Raw genomic sequence first — 17,551 nt, 5'->3', positions numbered from 1 at the left:
AGAAGGGAGGGGTGCTACGTGAGGCACTGTGACGTTTTAATAATAGGTGGTGGAATTATAGGCTGTTCTATCGCTTATTACACATCAAAATATGGAAGAGACGTAACAATCATTGAAAAAGGAGAATTTGTCAGTGGGACGTCTTCACGGTGTGACGGGAATATTTTGGCTATTGATAAAGACCCAGGATTTGATAGTCAAATGTCGTTAGTAAGTCAAAAATTAGTAAATGATTTAAGTGAAGAGTTAGAGCACTCATTTGAATATAGGGCGCCAGGAAGTATTCTCGTATGTGAATCAGATGAAGAAATGGCAGCAGCACAGCAATGGGTGAATCGTCAAAAAGAAGTTGGGTTACCGTTCCGAATGCTTGATAGGCAAGATATAAGAGCGGAATCGCCATTTTTTGCGGACGATTTATTGGGTGGTTTAGAATGCGCAACGGATTCTACTGTAAATCCATATCTCCTTGCATTTTCACTTTTAGCAGAGTCGAAAAAAATGGGTGCGAAAGCTTTTAATCATACGGAAGTAAAAGAAATGAAAAGAGATATAGACGGTTCCTTTATTGTAGAAACGACTAACGGGACGTTTACCGCGAAGCAAGTGGTGAACGCAGCTGGTGTGTGGGCTCCAAAAATCGGAGAAATGTTGGATGTAAATATCCCAATTGAACCGAGAAAAGGACATATTATTGTAGCTTCAAGGCAACAACACGTTGGTTGCCGTAAAGTAATGGAATTTGGTTATTTAATTTCTAAATTTGGCGGAAAACGAAAAGTGGATGCTTTAACTGAGAAATATGGGATAGCTCTTGTGTTTGAGCCGACAGAAAGCCAAAATTTTTTAATTGGTAGTAGTAGAGAGTTTGTAGGCTTTCATACGAAGATAAACAACGAGGTTATTAAATGTATTGCAAACAGAGCAATTCGTTTTTATCCGAAAATGGCGGATATGATGGTGATTCGTTCATATGCTGGATTACGCCCGTGGACAGAAGATCATTTGCCAATCATTTCACGCGTGGAACATATCCCGAACTACTTTATCGCCGCGGGGCATGAAGGGGATGGCATTAGCCTGGCAGCAGTTACAGGGAAAGTGATTGAAGAGTTGTTAAATGAAAAAGAAACAATCATTCCTATTGAACCACTTCGTTTGAGTCGTTTTACAGAAAGGGTGTTAAACGGATGAGGTCACAAAGAGTCTTTACGACGATTGATACACATACGGGCGGGAATCCGACGAGGACATTGATAAGCGGACTTCCAAAGTTAATTGGAGAGACGATGGCAGAGAAGATGTTACATATGAAAAAGGAGTATGACTGGATTCGCAAATTGTTAATGAATGAACCGCGTGGTCATGATGTAATGTCAGGAGCATTATTAACAGATCCATGTCATCCTGAAGCAGATATTGGTGTTATATACATAGAGACAGGTGGATATTTACCAATGTGTGGTCACGATACAATTGGTGTATGTACAGCTTTAATTGAATCAGGTTTAATTCCGGTAGTTGAACCGATTACTTCGTTAAAGTTAGACACGCCAGCGGGCTTAGTTGAAGTTGATATCTTTGTTCAAGATGGAAAAGCGAAAGAAGTCTCTTTCTGTAACATACCAGCTTTTTTACTGAAACATATTACTGTACAAGTTGAAGGAATTGGGACTGTAGAAGCAGATATTGCGTATGGAGGGAATTTTTATGCCATTATCGATGCGAAATCAGTAGGTTTAGAGTTAGTACCGGAAAATGCATCTACAATTATCGATAAGGCAATTCATATTAGAAATATCATTAATGAGGAATTTGAAATCATTCATCCGCAGTACTTGTTTATTAGAGGGTTAACCCATATTGAATTTTATACAGATCCTACTCATGAAAGTGCTCATGTGAAAAATACAGTTGTCGTTCCGCCAGGAGGAATTGATCGTTCTCCATGTGGTACAGGAACATCAGCGAAGTTAGCTGTATTATACGCAAATCAAAAAATTGAAGTGGATGAAGAGTTTATTCATGAGAGTATCGTTGGCTCTTTATTTAAAGGGTGCGTCATAAATACAACATCTGTAGAAAATATTGAAGCTGTCGTAACGAAAATTACAGGTTCAGCTTGGCTTATGGGGATGCATAGATTTTTTTATAATGAAAAGGACCCACTGAAAGAAGGCTTTTTGCTAATTCCGCCGATGGAACATGAAACGGAGGATGTAAAATGAACATTCAAAAAATGTATACAACAGTAGACGTACATGTAAATGGTGAAGCATTTCGTGTAATGAAAGATGTACCATGCAAATACTACTACAGTTTAGAGCAATTAAACGAACAAATTTCAGGTGAATTAGCAGAAGGAATGAAGCTTTTATTAAATGAGCCACGTGGTTTTATCGGATTAAATGGATGTATTGTCGTTCCTTCTATTCATATGGAAGTCGATGCCGCTGTATTATTTTTTAATCATGAAGGATCCATGCCGCTTCATTATGGAGGCATTGTCGCAGTAATAACGATGTTACTAGAAAGCGGGTATTTAAAAAAGAGAGAGACGAACCAATACAAAATCGAAACGCTATCTGGTATATTTTCAATCCATGCGTATGTAGAGAATGATGAAGTTGTATCAGTTTCGTTTGAAAGTAAACTATGTTATAGGATTGAGAAAAATTTACAAGTGGGTAATATAAGTTACTCTCTCATTCAAGCAGATAAAGTATATGCAGTTGTAGAAAAAGATACGTATTCACCAGACATTCGTATTGAAAACATTTCTGAATTGAAAAAATGGGGAGAAGCTACACTACAAGCTATACAAAAACAGTCGTTAATAAAAAGGCTTATTTTAGTAGATTCTTCGCAGAAAGATAAGAACTATATAAAGTCGATTACATTTCATGAAGATAACTTTATCGTACGTTCGCCAGGTTTTGTTTCTACTATTGTATCTTATGTTCATGCGTTATTTAAAAATGATTATTTGGCGGATAAACCTTTTATAAATGAAAGTATATTTAATAGCTTTATAACAGTTGAAAAAGTGAAGAAGGAAGAAACGGGTTACATTTTCAGTTTTGAAAGTAGAGGATTTATTACAGGGATGCAGACGTTTCTATTAGACCCTACAGATCCATTTCCGACAGGATTTTTATTAAAATAAAATAGTAAAGGGAGAGATAAATATGAAAAAAATTAAAGGGGCATTTCCAGTATTGATCACACCGATGGATGAGTTTCAAGAAATTAATTGGAACGGTGTAAAACAAAACGTAAACTATTTTATCGATCAAAAGGTAGCTGGCATTATTATTAATGGAAGCACAGGTGAGTTTGTTAGTTTATCAAAAGAAGAACGATTTAAAATGGTAGAAACAGTATTAAAAGAAGTTGATGGCCGTATTCCAGTTATTGTAGGAACTGCAGCAGAAACGACGAAAGAAACGATTGAATATACGAAACATGCAGAAGCACACGGAGCGGATTGCGCATTAATTATTAACTCGTACTATTGTAAGCCGAAAGAAGAGGAAATTTATTTTCATTTTAAAGAAATCTCAAACGCTGTAAATATACCAATTATGTTATACAATAATCCGTTTACATCTGGTATCAATATGAGTACAGAGCTCATGCTACGTATTGGAAAAGAATGTGAAAATGTTACACATATTAAAGAATCTAGCGGAGATATTCGTAAAGCAAGAGATTTAGTAAGACAAGGCGAAGGTGCTTTTCAAGTATTCTGTGGATCTGAAGATTTAGTTATGGAATCTTATTTAGTAGGTGCAACGGGATGGGTTTCAGTAGCAGGAAATATTGTACCGGGACTTGTTACGAAAATGCATGAGCATTTCCAAAATGGTGAATTAGAAAAAGCCTGGGAAATAAACGATGCTATTTTACCTCTTTGCGAGTTTCTTGAAGGATCAGGAAAATATGTACAAATCGTTAAACGCTCAATGGAATTACACGGACAAGCGGGGGGGCCTTCTCGTTATCCGAGACTCGGATTAACTGAAGAAGAAGATCAAAAACTTCAAACGATTATTTCAAAAATTGCAGCTCATGCAGCTGTTTAAATAAGGAGGAGATCATATATGTTAGCGACAAACATTGAGCTGAGACCAAAAGTGAAAGCGTTTTTAAATGAAGAAATTAAAATGTTTATTAATGGTGAATTTGTTCCTTCCATTAGCGGGAAGACATTTGAGACATACAATCCAGCAACAGAAGATGTTCTGGCTGTCGTATGTGAAGCGCAAGAAGATGATATTGATGTCGCTGTAAAAGCGGCAAGATCTGCATTTGAATCAGGACCTTGGGCAGAAATGACTACCGCTGAAAGAGCGCACCTTATTTATAAATTAGCAGACTTAATTGAAGAGCATGGAGAAGAATTAGCGCAGTTAGAAGCTTTAGATAATGGGAAACCATATCAAGTAGCACTGGATGATGATATTGCAGCGACTGTAGAAAATTATCGCTATTATGCAGGATGGGCTACAAAAATTATCGGGCAAACGATTCCGATTTCAAAAGATTACTTAAATTACACACGCCATGAACCTGTTGGCGTTGTAGGTCAAATTATTCCTTGGAATTTTCCACTCGTTATGTCTTCTTGGAAAATGGGAGCTGCACTAGCAACAGGTTGTACAATCGTATTAAAACCAGCAGAGCAAACGCCTTTATCGTTATTATATACAGCGAAGCTCTTTAAAGAAGCAGGTTTTCCAAACGGTGTTGTAAACTTTGTTCCAGGTTTTGGCCCAGAAGCAGGAGCTGCAATCGTAAACCATCATGATATTGATAAAGTAGCCTTCACAGGTTCAACAGTTACAGGAAAATATATTATGCGTCAATCTGCAGAAACAATTAAACATGTAACGTTAGAACTTGGTGGTAAATCACCAAATATCATTTTAGAAGATGCTGATTTAGAAGAAGCGATTAACGGTGCATTCCACGGCATTATGTATAATCACGGCCAAAATTGTAGTGCCGGATCTCGCGTATTCGTTCACCGAAAACATTACGAAACAGTCGTAAATGAACTAGTGAAAATGGCGAATAACGTGAAGCTTGGAGCAGGTATGGAGAAGGAAACGGAAATGGGTCCACTTGTATCTAAAAAGCAACAAGAGCGTGTTCTACATTACATTGAACAAGGAAAGGCAGAAGGTGCTACTGTTGCTGCTGGTGGTGAACGGGCATTTGAAAAAGGATATTTTGTACAGCCGACAGTATTCACAAATGTTACTGATGATATGACAATTGTGAAAGAAGAAATTTTTGGACCAGTTGTCGTTGTACTTCCATTTGATTCAACAGAAGAGGTAATCGAAAGAGCAAATCGCTCTTCATACGGACTCGCAGCGGGCGTATGGACACAAAATATTAAAACAGGACATCAAGTTGCTAATAAATTAAAAGCAGGAACAGTATGGATTAATGATTATAATTTAGAAAATGCAGCTGCACCATTTGGTGGCTTTAAACAATCTGGTATCGGTCGTGAGTTAGGTTCATATGCGCTTGATAACTATACAGAAGTGAAAAGCGTTTGGGTAAATATAAAGTAATAGAGAATCTAACTGTTAATAAATAGAGGGGTGCAATAATAAGAGCTGCGGACAACTGGAAGGTTTAATAATAGTTGTCCGTTTTCTTATATATAAAATAGTTTTCAAAAGAATGTTAAGGGGGATTTGGATGGAGCAATTAGTAGAGTGGTTAGTAGGGCAAGTATGGAGTATTGGGTTAGTTGTTTTTGCATTAGGGGCAGGTGTGTATTTTACAATTGCCACTCGTTTTCTGCAAATTCGTTATTTTAAAGAGATGATTAAACTATTATTTGAAGGGAAGAGCTCGGAGACGGGAATTTCATCCTTTCAAGCATTTTGTTTAGCCTTATCAGGTAGGGTTGGAATAGGTAATATCGCAGGGGTCGCGACAGCTATCGCTTTTGGCGGACCGGGAGCCGTGTTTTGGATGTGGGTAATGGCTCTTTTAGGAGCAGCGAGTGCATTTGTTGAATCAACATTATCTCAAGTATATAAAAGTAAAGTCGGAAATGAATACCGCGGTGGTACACCATATTTCATTGAAAAAGGCCTGAAAATGAAATGGTTTGCAGTCATTGTAGCGGTTGTTGTAACACTTTCATATGGCGTTTTATTACCAGGTATTCAGTCTAGTAGTATCGCAGTTGGATTTGAAAACTCTAATGGCATTAGCAAATATATAACTGGAATATTATTAGTTATTTTATTAGCATCAATCATTTTTGGTGGCGTAAGGAGAATTGCGGGCGTTTCGCAAATGCTTGTTCCATTTATGGCAATTGGTTATGTAATTGTTACATGTATCGTATTAATTGCGAATGTAACAGAAATTCCAAGTATGTTCGCTTTAATTTTCTCTAGTGCTTTTGGTGTAAATGAAATGTTTGGCGGAATCGTCGGTGCAGCAATTGCATGGGGCGTAAAGCGCGCTGTATTTTCAAATGTTGCAGGTGTTGGAGAAGCGACGTATAGCTCCGCTGCTGCTGAAGTATCCCATCCTGCAAAACAAGGATTAGTTCAAGCATTTTCTGTATATATCGATACTATTGTTGTATGTACAGCGACAGCTCTTATGATTTTAATAACAGGTATGTATAATGTTATACCGGAAGGGAAAAGCGCTATTGTAAAGAACATAGGGAATGTTGATGCAGGTCCGATATATACACAACAAGCAGTTGAAACTGTTATGACAGGGTTTGGTCCATTATTTATTTCAATCGCAATTTTCTTCTTCGCATTTACAACATTACTCGCATACTACTATATTGCTGAAACGACGCTTACTTATTTAGATCGTGATCTTAAACATAGCTGGTTAAAACCAGTTTTAAAAATTGGATTTTTAATTATGGTTTACATCGGTAGCGTTGAATCAGCGTCGCTTTTATGGAATCTTGGAGATTTAGGAATCGGTAGTATGGCATGGTTAAACTTAATTGCGATTCTACTATTAAGTAAAATCGCATTAAAAGTGTTAAAAGATTATGAAGCACAGAAAAAAGAAGGGAAAGATCCAGTATTTAATCCTAAAAATGTTGGGATTGAAGGATTAGTTTTTTGGGAAGAGAGAAGTAAAGAGATTGAAAGGAAAAACTATAAGGAACAATCTGTAGTGGATGATAGTCTGAAATTGTAACCTGAATAAACTGAATATTCATTCTTTTAAATGAGGTATATTGCCTTCTTTTCATCACATACTACAATAGGTACACATAATTTGAATGGGGGTAATAATAAGATGGAACACGAACAACATAGTTCAGTAAATGATGTTCTACATCATTATAAAGAAGGTATCGGTAGTTTTACTAACCAAATCCCTGAAATTGCTGAAACATATAATGCATTCACGCAAGCTTGTTTTCAAGAGGGTTCTTTAACAAAAAGAGAAAAACAACTTATTGCATTAGGAATTAGTCTAGCAACGCAAGATGAGTACTGTACCATTTATCATACAAAAGGTTGTCTTGATCAAGGGTGTTCAGATAAAGAAATTCTGGAAGCATGCGGTGTTTCAGCAGCATTTGCTGGCGGAGCTGCAATGAGTCAAGCAGTAACATTAGTACAAGAGTGTTTAAGTGAACTGAAAAATCAAAAGCATTGAATATAAAAGAACGTTTTAAACTTTATGTTTAAAACGTTCTTTTACGTGAGATTAAATTTGAGTATAAAAATTATCTGGTATGTGATGTAATAAAGTAAGGTTTTTAAATTTGTGGGAATGTGAAAGCACAATTATTTATTTAGTTTTAAGATTTTCTAAAAAGTTTTAATTGTTTCATATAATCAATAGCTTTTGTTTTGTTCTTTTGTTTACATACAAATTCTATCGTTATTAAGTTGTATGTAATTTAATATTCCATATTTTTATAAATCGATTTCTCTACGTCAGGAAGAACTCTGTATATACTCTTACTGATTAAAGATTCTAATTCGTTTTTAATTGTGTAGAAACCTTTCCAATGTAAAGAGGAATGAGGGGTTGTTCCATGTCGTAAACCAACTGAAATCAATCTTTTTTCAAGAGTAGTAAAGCCTTCCGCATCAGCAAGTGCGTCACAAAGGGTAATGACCTTACTGTATAAGTCGTAGTCACTATTTTCATTTAATATTTCAATTAATTGGCTTTTCATATAATCAGGAACAAGGCTCCACTCCGCTGCGATATTTAAATGCTCATTTTTGCACGGGAAAGAGTGTGTCACGCAAATAATTGCGTTTCCTGTATACCCTAAATCATTCATATACATATAACCATCATAGGAATGAATAACAGATCTAGTAAAACCTTTATACCTTCCTATATCATGTAGCAGAGCAGCATTATATGCTATGTCAGCATTTAGGTCATACCCATTATTAATAAGTTCTACAACTATCTTTTCAGTTGCAAGGGCAACATTACATGAATGTTCGAACCACGGACCTGTGCTTTGTTTATATGCCCACTCGAGTAATTCTCTTGCATATGTCCTATCTAATATATACTTCATATAGGTATCCTTTCTCTAAAAAATTGTACTTTAAATAATTTCATCTTAGTAATTCATTTTTCCTTCCTTAAAACTTGGTACAATGACATAAAAGGGGGATTAGTAATGCAAAATGTAGTAATTGAAGAAATTAAGCAAATAAAAGATGATGTGGAAGAGCTTTCTAAACTTTTGAAAACGGTTGTAAATGATGGGGCGTCAATTGGTTTTTTACCTCCACTGGAACGGAAAGAATCAGCGAAGTATTGGGAAACTGTATTAGCACCAGAAGTAATCTTATATGTCGCTAAAATAAATAATGAAGTGGCCGGGAGTATTCAATTACATTTAGTTACAAAACTTAATGGGATTCATAGAGCTGAAATTTGTAAGTTAATGACTCATCCAAACTTTAGACGTAATGGCATTGGGCGTTTACTTATGCAAAAAGCAGAGGAGCGAGCAAAGCAAGAAAAAAGGTCTCTTATTGTACTAGATACGAGAGAAGGAGACCCTTCTAATAGATTGTATAAATCATTAGACTATAAAGAAGTTGGAAAAATACCAGAATACGCAATTTCTCCGAGTGGTGATTTAGATGCTACAGTTATTTATTATAAAGTTTTATAAGTTATGATTAAAAAGCTATTATGCTAAAAATAATAAACTCCGATTTTTAACACCGCCTATATTTCTCTAGCGGTGTTATTTGAATGTATCAATAAAATTAATTTAATGTACTAATTGAATTTGAGAAAGTTTTTAGAGGGTTATGTTTGTATAGTCTCTCATCTTATAATGAATGTAGAGGAGATGACTAGGCAACTATAGTTGTTTTCGCTTTATTATGCGAAAGGGGATGTCGGGATGAAAACGAAAGGTTTACAGAAGGTGAAGAAAGTTATGTTAAGTGGTAGCATATTACTTACGGGATTGTTAACTTTCGGTTTTTCAGAGAAAGCTTCAGCTCATGGATATGTTGAATCACCAGCAAGCCGTTCTTATTTATGTAAGCAAGGGGTAAATGTGAATTGCGGACCGATTCAATATGAGCCACAAAGTGTAGAAGGAATAGGTGGATTCCCGCAATTAGGACCTTCTGATGGACAAATTGCCGGAGCTGGCCATTTTCCTGCTTTAGACGTTCAAACAGTTGATAGGTGGAAGAAAGTTACGTTAAACGGCGGGACGAATACATTCAAGTGGAAACTAACGGCACCTCATAGTACGAAAGAATGGAAATACTATATTACGAAAAAAGATTGGAATCCAAATAAGCCGTTAACAAGGTCTGATTTAGATTTAGTGCCATTCTATGTGAAAAATGATGGAGGAACTAGACCAGGAACTTTAGTAACACATGAAGCAAATGTACCTACTGATAGAAATGGATATCACCTTATTTTAGCTGTTTGGGAAATTGCAGATACTGGGAATGCATTTTATCAAGTTATAGATGTTAACCTTGTAAATAACGGTTTAGCATCAAATTTCGCGCTAAATCATGTAGTGCAGGCTCCTACCTTATTTTAAATAAAATATACATTTCGATCATCTAATTCATTTTAGATGATCTTTTTTCCGAAAAACGATGAAAAATATAGAAGAAAGTGCAATTATTTATAAAAAAATGGGCTTTAAATATTGTCATATTTGCTTCTTTAAGATATCCTTTTCATGAAGAGGTGGAAAACATGGAAAAAGTACTAGTTTTCGGGCATAAAAACCCAGATACAGATGCAATTTGTTCTGCAATTGCTTATGCAGAATTGAAAAAAGAATTAGGAATGAATGCTGAGCCTGTACGTTTAGGTGAAATCAGCGGTGAAACTCAATTTGCGTTAGATCATTTTAAAGTAGAAGGACCGCGTTTTGTTGAGACAGTTGCAAGCGAAGTGGACAACGTTATTTTAGTTGATCATAACGAGCGTCAACAAAGTGCTAACGATATCGAATCTGTTCGTGTGTTAGAAGTTATTGACCATCACCGTATTGCTAACTTTGAAACAAGCGATCCTATTTACTACCGTTGTGAGCCAGTTGGTTGTACAGCTACAATCTTAAACAAAATGTACAAAGAAAATGGCGTTACAATTCGTAAAGAAGTTGCAGGCTTAATGTTATCTGCAATCATTTCAGATTCTTTACTATTCAAATCTCCAACTTGCACAGAGCAAGACGTAGCAGCAGCTCGTGAATTAGCGGAAATCGCTGGTGTAGATGCTGATAGCTACGGCTTAGAAATGTTAAAAGCTGGTGCTGACTTAAGCGGAAAAACAATGGAGCAATTAATCTCTCTTGACGCTAAAGAATTCCAAATGGGTAATGCGAAAGTTGAAATCGCACAAGTAAACGCTGTTGATACAAACGATGTTCTTGTACACCAAGCGGAACTTGAAAAAGTTATCTCTGCAGTAGTAGAAGAAAAAGGTTTAGACCTATTCTTATTCGTTGTAACTGATATCTTAACTAACGATTCTGTCGGTCTTGCGATCGGTAAAGCAGCAAACGTTGTTGAGAAAGCATACAACGTATCTCTAGAAAACAACACTGCTACATTAAAAGGTGTTGTATCTCGTAAAAAACAAATCGTACCAGTATTAACAGAAGCATTCCAAGCTTAATTTTATTAAGTACAGATAAACAGCAAGGACAAGTAGTCGGATTGGCTATTTGTCCTTTTCTATCTCTAAAAAACAGAAAATTAAAATTTTAAAACAGGAGGATTGTGTATGCTTAATGATTTGAAGAGTAAATTACAGTCACTTTTAGAGCGAAATATTACTTCTGTTTCAGAATTAGAGAATTGGCTTTTGGATGAACAGAGTGTAACCGCTGAAATAGAAGAGGAGATAACAAGTAGTTTAATCGCCACGTATAGAGATACAAATGACAGAAATAAACGTAATTTACATATGTATAATCAAAATACAATTCAACCACTTTTAAAAAGATACAATGCAAAATTTGACCAGAAATTTATAGAGTCTCCGTTTTCCGACTTATTAGATGAGCAGAAATACGGTTTTATGACAAAAGCAAGATTGATAAAAAGTAAAATGTTTAATGACAAGAACATTGCTCTTACCATTAAAGAGCAAGAGCTTATTACGAAATATAGAGAAATAATGTCTAACATATCTATTAATTGGGAAGGCGAGCAAAAGACGTATGCATATGTAAAAGCAAAGCTAGATAACCCTAATAGAGCTATTCGTGAAAAAGCTTGGTACGCTTTATGTGAAGCAAGAAGTGTAGTGAAAATAGAAATAGATTGTATTATGAATGAACTCGTACAATTGCGGAATGAGACAGCTTTACATGCAGGATTTAATAATTATAGTGAATATGCTTTTAAACAAAAAAATAGAGATTATAGTATTGAAGAGTGTTATAAACTTCATGAATCTATAGAAAAGTATGTTGTACCAATTTGGAAACAGTTGGGAAGTCTTTCTAAAAAGAATCTCGGTGTAAAAACGTATCGCCCGTGGGATCTAACGCCTTGTAATTTACTAAAAGTCCCATTTCAAAATACCGTTGATTTATTGTATGGGGTGGAAGAAGTGTTTCGGAAGACTGATTTATATTTTTATGAGAAATTTATTCATATAAGGAAAGCTGGATTCATTGACGTAGAAGAACGTGAAAATAAAGCGCCAGGAGCCGCTTGTTTTACCTTGCCTCATAGTAAAGAGGTTTTTGTGTATTCTAATTTTAGTCCATCATTTTATGCAATTAATGCACTTATACATGAAGTAGGGCATGCCTTTCATTTTTATAAACAATTTAACAATGATAGTAGTATGCAAGAAAAATATCTTCGCGAAGAAGTGGCTGAGCTTTATTCTCTCAGTCTTGAGTTTCTAGTAATGGATAAGCTGGATATCTTTTATAAGCAAGAGGATGAATATAAAGAAGTACAGCGCGTACAATTATATCGTGCTTTCTCACTGTTAATGTCGTCAATTGCAGGAGATGTATTTCAGCACTGGCTGTATTCAAATCCAAACCATACTCCAGGAGAACGTGATAAGAAATATATGGAACTATGCGAAAGGTATCAATATTCATCAGTCGATATTGCTGGATTAGAAGATGAAATTAGTTCAAGTTGGTTAGAATCATTTCATTTTATTCAGTTTCCTTTTTATAAAATTGAATATGCAATTGCACAAATAGGAGCAATGCAATTGTTTCAAATTTATCGAGAAGACCCAGAAAAAGCGATTGCTTTCTTTAAAGAAGGTGCGAGTGCAGATTGGAATTTATCCATGCAAGAAATATATGAAAAAACAGGTATCACGTTTGACTTTTCGGAAGAAAGGATAGAAAGTACTGCAAGTGTAATTTTTGATCTAATTAATGAATTAAAATAAGGATAGCATTTGCTATCCTTATAACTGTTTGTTCGTAGATTTTTTCTTGTTTATATAAAATGTAATAATAGCCGCAATGATGAAAATAGGTATGGCATACGCTTGCCCAACAAACAACTTCCAGCCAATATGATTATAACCTTCAGATGCTGGAGCAATCATAGCGATTATGCAAACAATAATATAGAGTACTAGTGCAGGGATTATATTTTTCATTTGTTCACCTCCTTTTCATAAAATTATCACATGTATATTTGTATAATACATTATAGTTTGAGAAAAGATATATGTTTTTCTAACATTTATGTAAATAAAAGGGTTGTTATTAAGTGGAATAGAATAGGTGTATGTAGAATGATATAGGGGTGTTACATATAATGAACAATATATTAAATCGAATAAAGAAAGATGTAAGTATAGAATTATTGAATACACTATGGCCTGGTTTTAATAGGGCTGCATTTGCACTATATAATGATGAGCATGTGTATGTATTTCATCATCCATTATTTTTGAAAGATGATGGTGAGTATGCCATTTTAAAGCGGGATGAACAATTTAAGGCTGATACATTTATCCTATTAAAAGATTATCCGACTGCCATCGTGAATATGAATAGGCATAGAGATTATGAAAGTTTACTTGCAGTTGTGGTGCACGAACTTTTTCATTGCTATCAATATTTGAATAAAGAAAGTAGATTTCCAAATGAAACTTTAGGATTTCAATATCCTATAATAGAGGGAAATATAGAATTGCGAAATAAAGAACGAATGTGTTTATATGATGCTGTGCATTGTAAGTCACAAGCTGAGAAATATAATTATATTAAGCAATTTATTGAACTAAGAGAGCAAAGAACTAGTTTTATGAAAGAAGAGTTTATCACTTATGAGTGTATGGTTGAAAGTATAGAGGGGCCTGCTTGGTATGTTGAAATGAACGCCCACATTGCAGTATGTAAAAATGATGAAAGTGAAACATTACGAAAATATAGCGGACTTATTTTAGATATATATGATGCTAATTGTAACATTAGGAAGAGTTGCTATAGCTCAGGAATGCTTTTATGTTTATTATTAGATGAGATGCATTCTGAATGGAGAACGAGCTTCTTTAATAGTGATAAATCATTATATGCTTTTTTAAAACAAAACATTAATGTTGTTTTAAGTTTAAATAATGAATTTGCAATAAGTAAAGAAACGAAGCAAATCCTTCATTTTGTACAAAACGAAAGGGATAAGGATTTTATGCAATTTTATAAAGAAGAAGGGTATCATCTGTATATTGTAGGGAATATAAAATTAAATTCGTTTAATCCAATGAATGTAAAATTAAACAAAAATAAAGCGTTACATAAAACCTTTTTAAGTGTATGTATACATAATAAAACATATATGATAAATCAACCTGTTTTAGCATCTTTTGAAGAAAATTTTAAAAATATGACACAAGTTCATATTATAATGAATGAAAAGCCGATAGTAACAAATAATGGTTGGAACGTAGTGGGTGTTGGTAATATAGAAGCTGAGTATGAAGAAGAAGAGAATTCTATATTTTTATATTTAAAAAGTTAGAAGTGAGGTAAGAAATAAAGATGAAAAGGTTATGCATAATTCCATGCGGAAAAAAGAAGATTTGGGATAAGTATCCAGATTTCGGACCGATGGAGGCAAAAGATGTATATATTAGCCCGTTCGGAAAAGCATGTCAGGCGTATGCAACTCTGTTTTTCGAGAATTGGGTTATCTTATCGGCGAAGCATGGATTTTTAAGACCAAATGATATTGTTCTAGAAAACTATGACCTAGCATTTGATTCAAAAAGCGATGAGATTATTAGCGTGGAACAATTAAAACAACAGATGATTGAAAAAGACTTGCTTCAGTTTGATGAAATTGTTTTACTTGCAGGCAAGAAGCATAAGAAAGTAGTGACACAATTATATCCAGAAGAAAACATTACGTATCCGTTAGCAGGATGTAAAGGAATTGGATATATGTTACAGAGGTTGAAAGGGGCTGTGGGGGAAGGAAAGGAACTATAGCCAACTTGTTGTAAGAGCTTTTTAGTTATATATATTGTGAGCAAAAAAATAGAAAATACATATTAATTTAAAGCTCAAATATTGGGCTTTTTTCTTTGTAGTAATCTCTTTAAATATATTAGGTACAACTAATAGAAAAGTATAACATTTATAACTATACTTATAAATCTAGAATGTAGACTAGTAAACAAACCTCTTTCTACTTTTCATCATAGAATATGATGAATTCTATTTAGGAGGAGGAATATTTATGGGGAATCATTGTAATTGCAGGCGTTCATTTTGGGATGATTTAATGTTCGGAAGATGTGGATGTAAATGCAGGGATTGTCACGAATGTCGTTGCAAAGAGAAACCGAAATGTGATTGTCACGAATGTCGTTGCAAAGAGAAACCGAAATGTGATTGTGACGAGTGTCGCTGCAAGGAGAAATCGAAGTGTGATTGTGAAAAATGCAATTGTAAAGAGAAACCGAAATGTCATTGTAAACATGAAGGGTATTAATAATAAAAAAGAGTACGCTAAGTACTCTTTAATTTTTTAAGGTTATATTCCATCTTGAACAGATTTTTTTACAATTTCCCACGTGTCTTGTTTTTTAATCTTGATAGCTACATTAGTTCCGGTAGATTCCTTATAAAAGATATATCCATTGTTTTCGTCCACATATGTCAATGGTTCACTTATGCAATCTCGCGAACAAGATGTATTAATTAGCTCGATTAATGATAGTTCGCTCGGATCGGTTTTACTTGCATCTATAATAGTATCAACGTCTATTTTACGGTAACCTTGTAAATTCACATGGAAACTTTGTTCGATTTCACCTGTAATACTAGTATTCATTACTTCAACTGAAAGTTTCTTTTCTTGAAGAAATCCGTTTTCAAAAATTAATTTTGTATATCCAAGCCATGCGATTAAAACTAGCATGATAAACATAGTAAATATTTTAAGTGTTCGAAGCCGTTTACTAACAATTGTTTCTGAGTATTTCATCCAGTTTAATCCTCCAATGTTTTTAATTTAAAGTATGCCTAGATACATATTTTTAGAAGAAAGATAGAAGTTAACGAGTGCTTGATTCAAAAAAGAAAGCATCCGAAGTTAGATGCTTTCTTTTTTGCGTATATTTCGCTATCTGTTCGTTACTTGTTTCATAAGTGGTCTAATTTCTTTAACGGGTGGTTTTTTATCATAGGCATCAACGTAAGAGAAATAGTAATTTAAGTTTCGAAGAAGACCTTTTCCTATTTTAGCGCTCAAGAACGGAAATACTTGTCCAGTATAATCATCGAGAGATTTACAGTAATATTTTTCATCTAGATAAATACTGTATTTACATGTTAGTTCTACTAGTGAGTTCCCTTCTTCATCAATTACTTCTTTAGAATCAATAATGTCTATTAATGCGAATTTTTCATTTAGATAAACTTTCTTCTTTTTCTCGTGTTTATTTGTGAGGATAAATACGAGACCAATGGCGTTAATCAAACTATTTCCTCCTATAAAAAACGGATATTAATAAAATATATCGATATACGTTAAATGTAAAGAGGAGAGGTGAAATTTCATTGATAGAAAGTTTAATAAGCCGATTTGTGTTTTCAAATCGGCTTATTATTATTGAAACACTTGCGGGAATTGTTTTACGATTGCGTTTGTTATCATATCAGCCATTTCTAATGCTTCTTTTTCAATTTTATCATATAGTTTTACGCTTGCTTCAAAATCTTTATTTAGGAAGGCAAGCGCTTCTGCTTTCGTAAGTGCTAAATGTTCATAAAACATTTTTCTGAATTCTTCTTTTTCTATATAAGGGTTGATGCTAGCAAGAAACGCCACAATTTCATCACCATTAGCGTACCATTTTTTCTCTATAGCGGCAGCTGCATTTTGATCACCAGCTTTTGCGGCTTTAACTAGATCCGCAGCAATGACTAAGTGGTCTTTAATTAATGCACTATATTTTTTTACAGCATCCTCACCATAGAATGGTTCAAGTGATAGTCCCATATGTGTTGCATTTTGAAGAAGACGCCCAACTGTCACGTTAACGTCTGGTAAATTAAAGACAATACTTATAATAGCTAATCTCGTCCAAGCGACATGTTGTTCCCATAAAGAACGCATATAACCTTTTAAAAAGTTCTCGTTTTTACTAATTCGGTAATTACGTACAGATGTATCAAAGTGTACATAAGGGTTATGATAGGGGGAGTAATACGATTGCCAATAAGAATACATAAACGGTAACACTCCTTTGAACATGTATAACTCAAAGTATGATGGGAATTTATTTTTAGTTACGTGTCCTAGATTAATTTCAGAAATTGATATGGAAAAAGATGAAGGATTTTATTGTGGTATATATAAATAAAATGAATATAAAAATAAACAAGGCTCTGCAAGGGAAGTTGCAGAGCCTCAAAAGGGTATTGCCGAGATGTCGGACTCGACTAAGTAATGTTATCATAAAATTCTATTAAAAAAACCTGGTAAATGTGTCCAAATAAAAGTGGATCTTTAATAAAGTTAAAGGGATCCGCTTCCCGCAGCAGATCCCTTTAACT

At 34.4% G+C, this 17,551-nt stretch carries 19 protein-coding genes; 14 read left to right on the top strand and 5 right to left on the bottom strand.

Features of this window, described 5'->3' with window-relative positions; translation table 11 throughout:
• The first annotated feature begins 18 nt into the window (after positions 1-18).
• The 7 genes from ILT06_RS24690 (at position 19) to ILT06_RS24660 (ending at position 7,677) form a co-directional block, all read left to right on the top strand.
• Positions 19-1,194, top strand: coding sequence for an NAD(P)/FAD-dependent oxidoreductase (locus tag ILT06_RS24690; RefSeq protein WP_064475524.1), 1,176 nt, complete (start codon positions 19-21; stop codon positions 1,192-1,194).
• Entirely contained in the window at positions 1,191-2,228 is a 1,038-nt protein-coding gene (locus ILT06_RS24685) for a proline racemase family protein (protein WP_154131988.1), read from the top strand. The genes ILT06_RS24690 and ILT06_RS24685 overlap by 4 nt, the downstream gene beginning before the upstream one ends.
• Positions 2,225-3,166 carry a proline racemase family protein gene (locus ILT06_RS24680; protein WP_064475522.1) on the top strand — a complete coding sequence of 314 codons (942 nt, stop codon included), beginning with the start codon at positions 2,225-2,227 and terminating at the stop codon, positions 3,164-3,166. Before ILT06_RS24685 ends, ILT06_RS24680 begins: the two co-directional genes overlap by 4 nt.
• A gap of 22 nt (positions 3,167-3,188) precedes the next feature.
• Complete coding sequence (gene dapA / locus ILT06_RS24675; protein WP_064475521.1) at positions 3,189-4,085, top strand: 4-hydroxy-tetrahydrodipicolinate synthase; 897 nt, start codon at positions 3,189-3,191, stop codon at positions 4,083-4,085.
• A gap of 18 nt (positions 4,086-4,103) precedes the next feature.
• Complete coding sequence (locus tag ILT06_RS24670) at positions 4,104-5,588, top strand: aldehyde dehydrogenase family protein (protein WP_064475520.1); 1,485 nt, start codon at positions 4,104-4,106, stop codon at positions 5,586-5,588.
• 130 nt (positions 5,589-5,718) lie between these two features.
• On the top strand, positions 5,719-7,209 hold the full coding sequence (locus ILT06_RS24665) for an alanine/glycine:cation symporter family protein (protein ID WP_064475519.1): 1,491 nt from the start codon (positions 5,719-5,721) through the stop codon (positions 7,207-7,209).
• 30 nt (positions 7,210-7,239) lie between these two features.
• Positions 7,240-7,677 carry a carboxymuconolactone decarboxylase gene (locus tag ILT06_RS24660; protein WP_139326442.1) on the top strand — a complete coding sequence of 146 codons (438 nt, stop codon included), beginning with the start codon at positions 7,240-7,242 and terminating at the stop codon, positions 7,675-7,677.
• A 247-nt stretch (positions 7,678-7,924) separates the two neighbouring features.
• On the opposite strand, the gene ILT06_RS24655 is transcribed toward ILT06_RS24660, so the two are convergent.
• Positions 7,925-8,566, bottom strand: a complete 642-nt coding sequence (locus ILT06_RS24655; RefSeq protein ID WP_098103142.1) for an HD domain-containing protein — start codon at positions 8,564-8,566, stop codon at positions 7,925-7,927.
• Positions 8,567-8,671: 105 nt separating this feature from the next.
• Here ILT06_RS24655 and ILT06_RS24650 point away from each other — a divergent pair, with 105 nt between their 5' ends.
• The 4 genes from ILT06_RS24650 (at position 8,672) to ILT06_RS24635 (ending at position 12,924) form a co-directional block, all read left to right on the top strand.
• Positions 8,672-9,175 (top strand): GNAT family N-acetyltransferase, encoded by a 504-nt coding sequence (locus ILT06_RS24650; protein WP_064475517.1) that lies wholly within the window; start codon positions 8,672-8,674, stop codon positions 9,173-9,175.
• 237 nt (positions 9,176-9,412) lie between these two features.
• Complete coding sequence (locus ILT06_RS24645) at positions 9,413-10,078, top strand: lytic polysaccharide monooxygenase (RefSeq protein ID WP_222655623.1); 666 nt, start codon at positions 9,413-9,415, stop codon at positions 10,076-10,078.
• Between the two features lie 161 nt (positions 10,079-10,239).
• Positions 10,240-11,169, top strand: coding sequence for a manganese-dependent inorganic pyrophosphatase (ppaC, locus tag ILT06_RS24640; protein WP_000416841.1), 930 nt, complete (start codon positions 10,240-10,242; stop codon positions 11,167-11,169).
• A 108-nt stretch (positions 11,170-11,277) separates the two neighbouring features.
• Positions 11,278-12,924: a M3 family oligoendopeptidase gene (locus ILT06_RS24635; protein WP_222655622.1), complete on the top strand. Its 1,647-nt coding sequence runs from the start codon at positions 11,278-11,280 to the stop codon at positions 12,922-12,924.
• Between the two features lie 18 nt (positions 12,925-12,942).
• Here ILT06_RS24635 and ILT06_RS24630 read toward each other — a convergent pair whose 3' ends face one another.
• Complete coding sequence (locus ILT06_RS24630; RefSeq protein ID WP_046954126.1) at positions 12,943-13,140, bottom strand: DUF4017 family protein; 198 nt, start codon at positions 13,138-13,140, stop codon at positions 12,943-12,945.
• A 161-nt stretch (positions 13,141-13,301) separates the two neighbouring features.
• Between ILT06_RS24630 and ILT06_RS24625 the strand changes: the two genes are divergently transcribed.
• From ILT06_RS24625 to ILT06_RS24615, 3 genes are all read left to right on the top strand, one after another.
• Positions 13,302-14,507 carry a peptide ABC transporter permease gene (locus tag ILT06_RS24625; RefSeq protein WP_222655621.1) on the top strand — a complete coding sequence of 402 codons (1,206 nt, stop codon included), beginning with the start codon at positions 13,302-13,304 and terminating at the stop codon, positions 14,505-14,507.
• A 20-nt stretch (positions 14,508-14,527) separates the two neighbouring features.
• Positions 14,528-14,977, top strand: a complete 450-nt coding sequence (locus ILT06_RS24620; protein ID WP_064475513.1) for a DUF6884 domain-containing protein — start codon at positions 14,528-14,530, stop codon at positions 14,975-14,977.
• A gap of 308 nt (positions 14,978-15,285) precedes the next feature.
• The gene (locus ILT06_RS24615; RefSeq protein ID WP_064475512.1) at positions 15,286-15,522 is read left to right on the top strand and encodes a hypothetical protein; all 237 of its coding nucleotides are present in this window, start codon (positions 15,286-15,288) and stop codon (positions 15,520-15,522) included.
• A 2-nt stretch (positions 15,523-15,524) separates the two neighbouring features.
• On the opposite strand, the gene ILT06_RS24610 is transcribed toward ILT06_RS24615, so the two are convergent.
• The 3 genes from ILT06_RS24610 to ILT06_RS24600 all read right to left on the bottom strand — a co-directional run bounded on the left by ILT06_RS24610 (position 15,525) and on the right by ILT06_RS24600 (position 17,225).
• Positions 15,525-15,977, bottom strand: coding sequence for an SET domain-containing protein (locus tag ILT06_RS24610; protein ID WP_064475511.1), 453 nt, complete (start codon positions 15,975-15,977; stop codon positions 15,525-15,527).
• 138 nt (positions 15,978-16,115) lie between these two features.
• Positions 16,116-16,472, bottom strand: coding sequence for a hypothetical protein (locus tag ILT06_RS24605; RefSeq protein WP_064475510.1), 357 nt, complete (start codon positions 16,470-16,472; stop codon positions 16,116-16,118).
• Positions 16,473-16,601: 129 nt separating this feature from the next.
• Complete coding sequence (locus ILT06_RS24600) at positions 16,602-17,225, bottom strand: hypothetical protein (RefSeq protein WP_064475509.1); 624 nt, start codon at positions 17,223-17,225, stop codon at positions 16,602-16,604.
• Positions 17,226-17,551 lie beyond the last annotated feature (326 nt).

The organism is Bacillus sp. 17RED48, assembly GCF_019837545.1.
Taxonomy (GTDB): Bacteria; Bacillota; Bacilli; order Bacillales; family Bacillaceae_G; genus Bacillus_A; species Bacillus_A wiedmannii.
The sequence above is the reverse complement of the archived record's forward strand: the minus strand, read 5'-3'. Positions and strand labels throughout refer to the sequence as shown.

What these genes read in the sequence shown, in the direction of transcription:
- ILT06_RS24685 (WP_154131988.1), top strand. Translation starts at nt 1,191, where the DNA reads ATGAGGTCACAAAGAGTCTTTACGACGATTGATACACATACGGGCGGG.
- ILT06_RS24680 (WP_064475522.1), top strand. Translation starts at nt 2,225, where the DNA reads ATGAACATTCAAAAAATGTATACAACAGTAGACGTACATGTAAATGGT.
- dapA (WP_064475521.1), top strand. Translation starts at nt 3,189, where the DNA reads ATGAAAAAAATTAAAGGGGCATTTCCAGTATTGATCACACCGATGGAT.
- ILT06_RS24670 (WP_064475520.1), top strand. Translation starts at nt 4,104, where the DNA reads ATGTTAGCGACAAACATTGAGCTGAGACCAAAAGTGAAAGCGTTTTTA.
- ILT06_RS24665 (WP_064475519.1), top strand. Translation starts at nt 5,719, where the DNA reads ATGGAGCAATTAGTAGAGTGGTTAGTAGGGCAAGTATGGAGTATTGGG.
- ILT06_RS24660 (WP_139326442.1), top strand. Translation starts at nt 7,240, where the DNA reads ATGAGGTATATTGCCTTCTTTTCATCACATACTACAATAGGTACACAT.
- ILT06_RS24655 (WP_098103142.1), bottom strand. Translation starts at nt 8,566, where the DNA reads ATGAAGTATATATTAGATAGGACATATGCAAGAGAATTACTCGAGTGG.
- ILT06_RS24650 (WP_064475517.1), top strand. Translation starts at nt 8,672, where the DNA reads ATGCAAAATGTAGTAATTGAAGAAATTAAGCAAATAAAAGATGATGTG.
- ILT06_RS24645 (WP_222655623.1), top strand. Translation starts at nt 9,413, where the DNA reads ATGAAAACGAAAGGTTTACAGAAGGTGAAGAAAGTTATGTTAAGTGGT.
- ppaC (WP_000416841.1), top strand. Translation starts at nt 10,240, where the DNA reads ATGGAAAAAGTACTAGTTTTCGGGCATAAAAACCCAGATACAGATGCA.
- ILT06_RS24635 (WP_222655622.1), top strand. Translation starts at nt 11,278, where the DNA reads ATGCTTAATGATTTGAAGAGTAAATTACAGTCACTTTTAGAGCGAAAT.
- ILT06_RS24630 (WP_046954126.1), bottom strand. Translation starts at nt 13,140, where the DNA reads ATGAAAAATATAATCCCTGCACTAGTACTCTATATTATTGTTTGCATA.
- ILT06_RS24625 (WP_222655621.1), top strand. Translation starts at nt 13,302, where the DNA reads ATGAACAATATATTAAATCGAATAAAGAAAGATGTAAGTATAGAATTA.
- ILT06_RS24620 (WP_064475513.1), top strand. Translation starts at nt 14,528, where the DNA reads ATGAAAAGGTTATGCATAATTCCATGCGGAAAAAAGAAGATTTGGGAT.
- ILT06_RS24610 (WP_064475511.1), bottom strand. Translation starts at nt 15,977, where the DNA reads ATGAAATACTCAGAAACAATTGTTAGTAAACGGCTTCGAACACTTAAA.
- ILT06_RS24600 (WP_064475509.1), bottom strand. Translation starts at nt 17,225, where the DNA reads ATGTATTCTTATTGGCAATCGTATTACTCCCCCTATCATAACCCTTAT.